The sequence below is a fragment of the Chryseobacterium sp. MMO-72 genome (genome assembly GCF_037146035.1).
Classification (GTDB): Bacteria; Bacteroidota; Bacteroidia; order Flavobacteriales; family Weeksellaceae; genus Chryseobacterium; species Chryseobacterium indicum.
In genome coordinates this window covers 247,477-257,609 of sequence record NZ_JBBCWG010000006.1, presented here as the reverse complement: position 1 = coordinate 257,609, position 10,133 = coordinate 247,477, and the positions used below count along the sequence as shown (strand labels likewise).

Annotated in this window: 9 protein-coding genes; 2 read left to right on the top strand and 7 right to left on the bottom strand. The window is 35.3% G+C overall.

All coding sequences use genetic code 11. The annotated features are described in order from the left end of the window. Positions 1 to 149: 149 nt before the first annotated feature. The 4 genes from WFH39_RS11155 to WFH39_RS11140 form a co-directional block, all read right to left on the bottom strand. Complete coding sequence (locus WFH39_RS11155) at positions 150 to 800, bottom strand: NAD(P)-dependent oxidoreductase (protein ID WP_336689950.1); 651 nt, start codon at positions 798 to 800, stop codon at positions 150 to 152. Positions 801 to 860: 60 nt separating this feature from the next. Further along, positions 861 to 1,271: an Rrf2 family transcriptional regulator gene (locus tag WFH39_RS11150; RefSeq protein ID WP_336689949.1), complete on the bottom strand. Its 411-nt coding sequence runs from the start codon at positions 1,269 to 1,271 to the stop codon at positions 861 to 863. Between the two features lie 64 nt (positions 1,272 to 1,335). After that, positions 1,336 to 2,286 (bottom strand): hypothetical protein, encoded by a 951-nt coding sequence (locus tag WFH39_RS11145; protein ID WP_336689948.1) that lies wholly within the window; start codon positions 2,284 to 2,286, stop codon positions 1,336 to 1,338. A 168-nt stretch (positions 2,287 to 2,454) separates the two neighbouring features. Then, the gene (locus WFH39_RS11140) at positions 2,455 to 2,892 is read right to left on the bottom strand and encodes an FKBP-type peptidyl-prolyl cis-trans isomerase (protein WP_235132676.1); all 438 of its coding nucleotides are present in this window, start codon (positions 2,890 to 2,892) and stop codon (positions 2,455 to 2,457) included. A 226-nt stretch (positions 2,893 to 3,118) separates the two neighbouring features. On the opposite strand from WFH39_RS11140, the gene WFH39_RS11135 reads away from it, so the two are divergent. Continuing rightward, positions 3,119 to 4,120: a catalase gene (locus WFH39_RS11135; protein ID WP_336689947.1), complete on the top strand. Its 1,002-nt coding sequence runs from the start codon at positions 3,119 to 3,121 to the stop codon at positions 4,118 to 4,120. A 231-nt stretch (positions 4,121 to 4,351) separates the two neighbouring features. Here the strand turns inward: WFH39_RS11135 and WFH39_RS11130 are convergent, their stop codons facing one another. Continuing rightward, positions 4,352 to 4,696 (bottom strand): helix-turn-helix domain-containing protein, encoded by a 345-nt coding sequence (locus tag WFH39_RS11130; protein ID WP_214588647.1) that lies wholly within the window; start codon positions 4,694 to 4,696, stop codon positions 4,352 to 4,354. 11 nt (positions 4,697 to 4,707) lie between these two features. Next, the gene (locus tag WFH39_RS11125) at positions 4,708 to 5,121 is read right to left on the bottom strand and encodes a transposase (protein ID WP_214588646.1); all 414 of its coding nucleotides are present in this window, start codon (positions 5,119 to 5,121) and stop codon (positions 4,708 to 4,710) included. A gap of 763 nt (positions 5,122 to 5,884) precedes the next feature. Between WFH39_RS11125 and WFH39_RS11120 the strand changes: the two genes are divergently transcribed. Beyond that, positions 5,885 to 7,423 (top strand): SulP family inorganic anion transporter, encoded by a 1,539-nt coding sequence (locus WFH39_RS11120; RefSeq protein WP_336689946.1) that lies wholly within the window; start codon positions 5,885 to 5,887, stop codon positions 7,421 to 7,423. A 318-nt stretch (positions 7,424 to 7,741) separates the two neighbouring features. Here WFH39_RS11120 and fusA read toward each other — a convergent pair whose 3' ends face one another. Then, positions 7,742 to 9,808, bottom strand: a complete 2,067-nt coding sequence (fusA, locus tag WFH39_RS11115) for an elongation factor G (protein WP_336689945.1) — start codon at positions 9,806 to 9,808, stop codon at positions 7,742 to 7,744. Between the last annotated feature and the right edge of the window lie 325 nt (positions 9,809 to 10,133).

Genomic DNA, 10,133 nt, shown 5'->3' with positions numbered 1-10,133 from the left:
CCCCCCCCTCATCTTATTTTTTAAAAAAAAAACAAAACTACTCTTTAAAACACATTTTTTTTTTTTATTTTTAAATAAAAAATAAAAAATTTTGTTTGGGGGCGCCCGTTGGGGGCCCGCCGAAACTTTTAAAACATATCTTAAAAAAATTAGTAGGCTGCTGTAAAACGCTCTCTGATGTGGTTATTCTGCTCCAGTTCATCCACTAAAACCACCGCTACGTCTTCTACGGAAAGAACACTTCTTCCGTTTTCATCGAAAACAGGGCTTTCCAGACCGGTTCTGTATTTTCCGGTTCTTACGCCTGCCGTTCCCTGATGCATTTCAATTGCCGGACTGAAAAATGTCCAGTCTAAGGTTTCATTTTCTTTAATTTTGTTTAAATAATCTCTTGCCGCAGTTGCCCCCGGTTTTATCTCAGCAGGAAAGTCTGGTCCGTCTACCAGTTGTTTTCCATCAATATAAAGACTTCCTGCTCCTCCCACAGTAATAAATCTTTTTACACCGGATTGTTCAACTGCTTTTTCGATATTTACAGATCCATTCAGAAAGTCATCATACAAATTAGGATTCGTCCATCCCGCGTTAAAAGCACTGATTACGGCATCATTCCCTCTTAGAGCTTGTGATAATTCGTCTGCATTATTCACATCAACGCTTTTAGCTGTTATTTTTTCGTTTTGCTCCACTTTTGAAGCATCTCTTACAATAGCTTCTACCTGATATCCTCTGTTGGACAATTCTTTTACAACCTGAGTTCCTACAAAACCTGTCGCTCCTATTACTGCTACTTTTTTCATATTTTTTTATTTTTAATATTTAATTGTAATAATTTTTGTTACATTTTTCGTTAAAAAATTTTATTTGAATTGGTCGCTGAATTCTTTCAAAGATTTATTTCCTAAAAAATTGAGAACCAACTGATCTGTTTCTGAAAACAATATCCTAAGATGATTATTAATGTCTTTCCCTACAGGACAAACCGGATTCGGATTATTATTTTTCTTTCCTAAAACTTCCGTGTTCTTCACAGCCAGATAGATTTCAGAAATTCGTATAGAATCTGCACTCTTTGCCAACTGACTCCCTCCTTCTTTTCCCTGTCTGCTTATAATTAAACCAGCTTCTCTTAAAACACCTAACTCCTTACGAACAATAACAGGATTGATATTGATGCTTCCTGCTATCCATTCTGAGGTAAGCCAATCCTGCGGACTTTCCGTCAATAAGGTCATGATATGTATTGCCGTAGCAAATCTTGTATTGTTCATTGTAATTACTCAGCAAAGATAGATAATTTTTTAATGTAACAAAATTTATTACAATTAAATTTTGTTAAAGTATCAGACGATCAAGATCCAGAAGCAGATAATTGATGTTCTGATTGATGGTTCTGGTTGCGGACTGCATCTGGTTGAGCATTGCGGCACGGTTATGAAGATCATCTGAACGGTAAAATCCCCCGTCACTGAAAATAACAGATTCGTCTGCCTTTTTTCTGTCATCATCAAACTGATAATGAAGCCAGCGTTCTTTCATGCTCGAAATAATGGAATGCTGCTCCCTGTTGGAAAACTTTTTCTCTGTATACATATACCAGATAAACGGCGGGAAATTGGGAGATTGCAATGTACCATTCCATACATCTCTCAACAAATTTCTCTGATGAATAAACTCTACTTTTTTACCTTTCGGATTTAAAGTTGCCAAACCGAAACCTGCTCCTAAAACTCCTCCTCCAATATCAATGGCATTACTCCATGAATTATCCTTTACAATTCCTCCTGCTACCGAAGCTGCGGCTCCTGTTACAATTGACAGCAGAATGAGCTTATTGTTTCTGGAATCGTTTAAGTTATCCACATAATTTCCGATTTGTGCTACTCTTTCGCCTTCACAGTCGAATTCTGCCGCAACCGCATCCAGTTCAGTTAAAGCAATGGTTATTTTACTGTTGATTTTAGATTTAAGCTGTAACACTTTAACCTGAGACTCCAGAGAAGTATCTTTTTTAAGCTCCATGATCTCATGAACTTCGTCCAGATTATCTAAAGCATTAAGAATCAAAATACTCTGGTCAGAAAATTTATCTCTTAACTCTTTATTGGCCTGAATAATGGAATCTGAATTGTACGAAGGAAGTTTATTACCGTAATTATACTTGAAAGGCGCTTTACAGTAACTGTCTTTGAGTGTAAGAATATTTTGCTTAATTGCCTGATTTTTTCTGGATACACAGGAAGTAAGCAAAATACAGAATGCTGCAAAGTAAATTATCTTCTTCATTGATTGATGTTTTTGCGATTCGGGATTTTTATTTTTCATCTGTAAGCTGTAAACTTTCAGAAAACTAATAAGAATTGCATTATTTAAATTTCAAACCAAAGATAAAATTACACAAATAAAAAAATTTACCCGAATAACAGGTAAATTTTTAAGCTATTTTTAATAAAATTATTTCTTGATATCCAGCAATTCCACTTCAAAAATAAGCGTAGAATTCGGGCCGATCTCTTTGCTGATCTGCTGATCTCCGTAAGCAAGATGCGGAGGAATAATCAGTCTCCACTTGCTTCCTACAGGCATAAGCTGAAGCGCTTCCGTCCATCCTTTAATAACTTTATTCAGTGGAAATGAAGCAGGGGTTCCTCTTTTTACAGAACTGTCGAAAACTTTTCCGGTAATGGTTGTTCCATGGTAATGGCATTTTACTGTAGATCTCGGACCCGGCTTTTCGCCATCTCCTTCCGTAATGATTTCATACTGTAATCCGCTAGGCAATTCTACTACGCTTTCTCTCTTGCCATATTCTGCCATATATTCCTGACCGTCTTTCAGGTTTTTTTCTGCCAATTCTTTTTTACGTTTAAATAACATATCTGCTACTCCCATAATTGATAATTTTTGCAAAGATAGTTCTTTGTGCTGGAAGATGACAGCCGGAAGATGGAAGTTTTTTAATCATAGAAAATTTTCAAAATATATAAATCATTAGTTTTCAGTTTATTAAATTTTATTTTTTTTACATCTTTAACTCAGCTTAAAAAATTCAAGTATCATTAATATTCTGTTAATAGGATTTCGGAAACTTGGCGTTATAATTGGACTTAAAAACTAAATGCCCAATCCATTACCATATAAAAAGGAATATGACAGACTGACTGATGAAGAGCAAGAGCTTCTGGAAATCAATAAAAAAAGTATTACCGATTTTGTTGAACAGTCCCCTTCTGTAAGTGATGTTCACTATGCAACAAGAAACGCCCATGCCAAAACGTATGCTGTTACCAAAGGAACTTTTCTGATCGATAAAAACATTCCTGAAGAACTAAAACCGTATTTTGATAAGGAAAAATACGACCTCGTTATCCGGTTTTCCAATGCGCATTTAAAGGTGGTAAAAGGAAAAAAAGATCTTCCTGCTTATGGTTTTGCAGTAAAAATAAATGATGAAAAAGGAAACGTCATTGCCAATTTCCCTTTAGTGAATTTTCCTTTATTTCCGATTAATTCGGTAAGTACATTTTTAAAATTATTCACTTCCGTTAATCGTTTTTTTGTGAAAAAATGGAGTTCTTTTTCTTTGCTGATGCAGATATTGAAAGTAATTCCCTCTACATTTACCTTATCATTTGTAAAAAATATATTTAAGCTCTGGAGCAAAAGAAATGATTTTTTTCTTTCGTTTGATTTTCATTCGGTAGGAGTATACAGACTGGGAGATTATATGATGAAAATTAAATTAAAGCCTCAATCTGTCCACAAACATTTCGGGAAAAAACTGAAGGTTAAAAATGCTCTGGAAAGCTACCTTAAAGAAGAAAATTTCTCGGCAGATGTTCTTATTCAGCTTTGTTATGATCTGAAGAATCAACCAGTGAATAAACTCAATTTGGAATGGAAAAATTCACCTTACCTTAAAATCGGGGAAGTAAAAATTGAAAAGGATCAGCTTCTGAATTCCGAGTCCTGCGACAGTGAACTGCTTTCTTTTAATCCTTTTGAAAGTAAAATATTTTTTCAGCCCGTCGGAAAAATCCAAAAGCTCCGTGACGAAGCCTATAAAGTTTCTGTGCAGACGAGACGGAAAATTAATAAACTGCTGAAATATAATAAGTAGTGAGAAAATGTGAATGGTTAATTTTGCTTTGCAGATAATCTGTTCTTAATGCTGATTCAAGAAGACTTTTAAAATTATTCCGGATATTTTCGTTCGTGAAGGCTTTTCGCTGAGCAAAATAACAGCATTTTTTCAAAGAGGAAACCTTATTTATTTTTTATAACATTTGTCATTCCGCCTTACATTGTTTCGGAATGACAAATGTCTGATATTCAATCATTAAAATTGATATTAATTTTTTGAAGTAATTTTCTCGTATTCCTCCTCAAAGGTTTTTTTCCATTTCGCAATGGTCGTTCTGCTAATCTTATACTTCTTAGACATATAATTCGTAGAAAAATTATGCTTGTTCTGATATTGTAAAAGTTTAAGCATTGTTTTTTTATCGTATGTCTTCAGTTTTTGGTTTTTCTCCAGACTTTCTTTTGATTGTTTAAAAACCAATTCATTAAAATTCAAAACATCTTCAGTTGTTTTCAAATTTTTTATAAGACGCTGAACTTTCGGATCTTTCAGTTTATCGGGATCTTTTTCTTTAAGCATATCCTGATAAATCTTTGTATAATTTGGACGCATAGGATATTTTTTTACGTTTTTTGCAGCCATCGGTGAAGCGTACTTTTAGGAATGGAATATTCCTGAATAATTTCATTATGAGTCATTTCTCCGGATAGTATTTTTCCGATAATAAACTCTTTAATCTCCTGTGTATAAATGTTTTTCCTGAAATAAGGAATTTTGTCCGATTTGGTTTTTGTTTTGTCGACAGCAGAAGGCGGAGCATATAAAATAAGGTGAGAACTGTAGATTCTGAAGAAATCATACTCCAGAAGTTTAGAACATCTTAGCAAAAGATCTGTTTCTATTGATGCGCTTTCGAAAATTTTATCGACAGCTTTCTCATCTTTTTTTAGAAAACTACACATTCTTTCTTTACTAACTTCCAGTTCGTTAGCTCTCTCTTTAATAAACTGTCCTATATGTATGTCTTTGTATAGCATAGGTTTTTTTAAGCCTTAGTGATTAATAAGCAATTTACAGTCCGAAATCATAAAAATAAAGAAAATAAAAACTTCAGCATAATAATATTATACACGTTTTAATAATTGGTGGAATATTAAATCATAGTAAAAGCCCTGCCAAGAATTAACTGTAAATAATATATCGAAATTTAGATAAAGAATTCATGCCTTATATTGCATCACCTTCATTTATTTCTGTCCCTCATTATTCAATCAGTAAAACTTCAATATTCCGGACTTTTATAAGCACCAATAATATTTTCCGTTAAAATTTCATCATGTAAACTCTTTTTTTAATAATTTTAAGATCGTTCTTTTCACTTTATTTAATTAATCATCAATAATTGAATTAAATATTTAGAAAAAATACTAACTTCTCTGAAATCAAATATAGAAAAAATTGGATTCAGTCCAAAAGAATGAGGTATAAAATTTTGTAAAAATCTATTTTTAGTTAAAATTTAATTAAATATGTGGTATGTATAGTGAAATATTATATTCCGCTATATTTGAAGAGACAATAATTTAAGGAGAAACATATTGTGAAATATTTAAAGTAGATCCCATAAAAATTGGACGGGAAATTTCAAGTCTATATCTTTGTTGCCAATATAAATATAAAAAGAAAAACTTCATCCGGAGTTACATTGCCTTAAGGATTTTATAAAGCTGTTTTCGGATAAAAGGAAATAGAAAACACTCTTTTTAAAGTTATTATTAAATCCTTAAACTTCATTTTTTAATGAAAAACGCTATTAAACTTTTCGACTTTTCGCAAAAAATCAATTTCAAAAATGAGCTTCTTGCCGGATTTACCGTTGCCATGACCATGATCCCGGAATCTTTGTCTTTTGCAATTCTTGCAGGACTTTCTCCTTTAACGGGTTTATACGCTGCTTTTATGATGGGATTGGTTACTGCAATTTTCGGAGGTCGTCCCGGAATGGTTTCCGGAGGTGCAGGTGCCACAATCGTGGTTTTAATTGCATTGATAAAAACCCACGGCGTTGAATATCTTTTTGCCACAGTTGCTTTGGCAGGAGTTTTCCAAATGCTGGTCGGAGTTTTCAGGCTCGGAAAATTTGTAAGATTAATTCCTCAGCCTGTAATGTACGGCTTCCTGAATGGTCTTGCTGTTATCATTTTCATGGCACAGGTAGAACAGTTTAAAATTACCGATGCAAATGGCACTGTAAGCTGGCTGCAGGGTTCTTCCTTATATATAATGTCAGGTTTAACGGCTTTAACGATTGCTATTGTTTACTTTTTCCCGAAAATCACCAAAGTTGTTCCTTCTTCTTTAATTGCTATTTTAATTGTTTTCGGAGTGGTTGTTGGTTTCGGAATTCATACAAAAACGGTTGCTGACATTGCCCACATCAGCGGAAATTTGCCAACTTTCCATATTCCGGAAATACCTTTTTCATTAGAAACCTTACAGATTATTTTTCCTTATGCTTTAATTATGGCAGGAGTGGGTTTAATTGAATCTTTGCTGACTCTATCTATGGTGGATGAAATTACCAATTCAAAAGGAAACACCAATAAAGAAGCGGTAGCACAGGGTTTAGCCAATGTTACCAACGGTTTTTTCGGCGGAATGGGAGGCTGTGCAATGGTTGCGCAGACTTTAGTGAATCTGAATGCCGGTTCCAGAGCCAGACTTTCCGGAATTATTGCTTCCCTCACAATATTGGTTATTATTTTAGTCGGAGCCCCGTTTATTGAAAAAATTCCGATGGCGGCTTTGGTTGGTGTCATGATGATGGTCGCAATCAGTACCTTTCAGTGGGTTTCCATAAGCATCATTAACAAGATGCCGAAATCCGATATTTTTGTCGGAATTACAGTAGCCTTAATTACCATTATTCTTCACAATCTGGCTTTGGCGGTTTTAGTAGGGGTGATAATTTCTGCCCTTGTTTTTGCATGGGACAATGCGAAAAGAATCCGTGCCAGAAAATTGACGGATGAAAATGGTATTAAATATTATCAGATTTCAGGACCGCTGTTTTTTGGTTCTGTGACCACTTTTATTGATAAGTTTGATCCTGTAAACGATCCGGATCAGGTAGTCATCGATTTTAAAGAAAGCCGGATTGTTGATATGAGTGCAATTGATGCTCTGGACAAACTCTCTAAAAAATATGCACAACTAAATAAAAAACTCCATTTAAGACACTTAAGCGAAGACTGCCGCCAAATGCTGAAAAACGCAGAAGCCGTAATTGAAGTGAATATTCAGGATGATCCCACGTATAAAGTGATGCCGGAGAAGTAAGAGGGCTTTTGAGTTGGAGGGTTGTAGAGTTTGAGTGGTTGAGAAGATTGTTTGTCGGGAAGATGGAAGCTGGAAGAGCGAGGATGGAAGTTTAGAAATACTCCGCAAACATCTGAAAAAATCTGGGTAATCTGTGGGAAATAAAATTTTGGATAAGCTGGATGCGCAATGATTGAAATTTAAAATTCATGCAAATCTTTGTGTAATCTATAGAAAATAAAAAATCTGCATAATCAGCGGGAGAAAAAACAATTCATCATTGATAGTTCATCAATAACCCAAACAAGGACTGCAAAAATAATTTACAGCCCTTGTCTTTTAGGTTACTAATGTATTTGCGATGAAATCAGGCACCAAAGTATAGTGCGACAGCTTCATGCTGATCGAAGCTCTACCGCTCGTCAACGTTCTCAGATCAGAAATATATCCGAAAGTAGAAGCTAAAGGAACTTCTGCCGTGAAGATTTTTCTTCCCGATTTTTCATCAATCGAAGTGATGATTCCTCTTCGTTTGTTGATATCCGCAGTCACCACTCCGGTATAATCTTCAATCGTCTGAATCTCAACTTTCATGATCGGTTCCATTAATTTAGGTTTACAGGATTTTCCGATTTCCCGGAAACCTTCTCTTGCAGCCATTTCAAAATCCTGAGCATGAGAATCATTACTGTGAGTCGATCCGTCCAGAAGTGTAACTTTCATGCTTTCCAGAGGATAGCCCTGTAATGCTCCGTTTTCCATTGCCTCACGGAAACCTTTTTCAACAGACGGAACAAATTCATTCGGAATCACTCCGCCTTTGATCTGATTGATGAATTCCAAACCGATTCCATCATCATTTCTCGGTCCGATTTCAAACGTTATGTCCGCAAACTGTCCGCTTCCGCCATTCTGTTTCACGAGTTTTTCACGGTGCGTTCTGGTTTCCGTTAAAATTTCTTTATACGAAACTTTAGGTTTTCCCTGATTGATTTCAATTCCGTGATTCAACCTGATCTTTTCTAAAGTAACTTCAAGATGCAGTTCTCCCAAACCGCTCAGTAAAGTTTCTCCCGTTTGTCGGTCTCTTTCAACAACCAACGATGGATCTTCTTCCTGAATTTTCGCTAAAACCAGTCCGAAAGACTTTTCATCGGCATTCGTTTTCGGCTCAATGGAAACCCTGATTACCGGAGCCGGAATCGTGATGGATTCAAGCAAAACAGCCCGTTCAACAGAAGATAAAGAATCTCCTGTTTTCGCGTCTTTTATCCCTGTTAAAGCCACAATATCTCCCGCTTTTCCTTCATCAACCGTTATCGTTTTGTCCGACTGCATCTGCAAAATCCTTGAAATTCTGAAACTTTCACTCGTTCTAACATTTTGAATTGTGTCACCGGATTGTATACATCCCGAATAAATTCTCAACATCGAAAGTTTACCCATATGTTTATCAATCACCACTTTGAAAACCAATCCTGAAAAAATTTCCTCTTCATTTCTTTCCAGCTCAACCGTTTCATCCGTTTTGGCATCTTTTCCTATCACAGAAGGCAACTGATCTGGTGAAGGAAGATAACTTACAATCGCATCAAGCAAAGGCTGAACTCCCTTGTTTTTGAATGCAGAACCACATAAAACAGGAACTAAATTTCTTGACAGAGAAACTCTTTTTATGGCTTCAGTAATCATTTCCTCAGAAATTTTCGTTTCAGAATCCAGAAAATATTCAAAAAACTGTTCGTCAGATTCCGCTAAGGTTTCCATTAGTTTCATTCTCCATTCATGAGCTTCAGCACTATAAAGTTCCGGAATTTCTTTTTCCACAATGGTTTCTCCGTTTTCGTCAATCCAATACAATGCTTTTTGCTTAATTAAATCAATAACACCTTCAAAATGATCCTCTGCGCCAATCGGAATTTGCAAAGCCAGAGGAACTGCATTCAGTTTTGTTTTAATTTCATTTAAAACTGCAAAGAAATCAGCTCCGATTCTGTCCATTTTATTGATGAAACAAATCTTTGAAATTCCATGTTTTTCAGCTTGGAACCAGACATTTTCAGTTTGTGGCTGAACTCCCGAAGAAGCGCAGAAAACTGCTACAACGCTGTCCAGAACTCTCAAAGAACGTTCAACTTCCACCGCAAAATCAATGTGTCCCGGAGTATCGATAATATTGATATTGAAGACATTTTCATCTTTTTTCCACTGGGTAGAAATTGCAGCCGAAGAAATCGTAATTCCCCTGTTTTTCTCCTGAATGTCTTTATCCATCGTGGTATTTCCTTCATCCACGTTCCCTATTTTATGGATCATTCCCGTGTAATAAAGAAGTCTTTCCGTGAGTGTGGTTTTTCCTGCATCGACGTGCGCTATAATCCCTATATTTCGTGTGTTGTATTTCATTTTGTTTAATTTAAATTGTTGATTTTAAGGTTGTAAAATGTCTTAAAACGCAAAGTTCTTTGAAAACTGTTTTTTATTTAAGAGAGCAAAGAGTTGCGACAAAGTCGCTGATGAAGCCAGCTTCTTAAAATCAATTTATTGATTAAAATCTTTGCTCACTTTCTTATTCAGTAAGGAAATTTTTCTTTGCGTTAAAAAAAATAGACAACCTTTTCGAATGTAAAAGCTGAAAAGTAGGGTAGCAAAAAAGACCTATCTGAAACAGACAGGCCTTCGTTTTATTTTAGTTTTATAAGGTCGATCGTTATTCAGATAAATATTTAGT

Excerpts from the sequence above, each read along its gene's own strand:
- WFH39_RS11140 (WP_235132676.1), bottom strand. The coding sequence starts at position 2,892 with ATGGGAGTAGCAGATATGTTATTTAAACGTAAAAAAGAATTGGCAGAA.
- WFH39_RS11130 (WP_214588647.1), bottom strand. The coding sequence starts at position 4,696 with ATGCGTCCAAATTATACAAAGATTTATCAGGATATGCTTAAAGAAAAA.
- fusA (WP_336689945.1), bottom strand. The coding sequence starts at position 9,808 with ATGAAATACAACACACGAAATATAGGGATTATAGCGCACGTCGATGCA.
- WFH39_RS11120 (WP_336689946.1), top strand. The coding sequence starts at position 5,885 with ATGAAAAACGCTATTAAACTTTTCGACTTTTCGCAAAAAATCAATTTC.
- WFH39_RS11155 (WP_336689950.1), bottom strand. The coding sequence starts at position 800 with ATGAAAAAAGTAGCAGTAATAGGAGCGACAGGTTTTGTAGGAACTCAG.
- WFH39_RS11150 (WP_336689949.1), bottom strand. The coding sequence starts at position 1,271 with ATGAACAATACAAGATTTGCTACGGCAATACATATCATGACCTTATTG.
- WFH39_RS11125 (WP_214588646.1), bottom strand. The coding sequence starts at position 5,121 with ATGCTATACAAAGACATACATATAGGACAGTTTATTAAAGAGAGAGCT.
- WFH39_RS11135 (WP_336689947.1), top strand. The coding sequence starts at position 3,119 with ATGCCCAATCCATTACCATATAAAAAGGAATATGACAGACTGACTGAT.
- WFH39_RS11145 (WP_336689948.1), bottom strand. The coding sequence starts at position 2,286 with ATGAAGAAGATAATTTACTTTGCAGCATTCTGTATTTTGCTTACTTCC.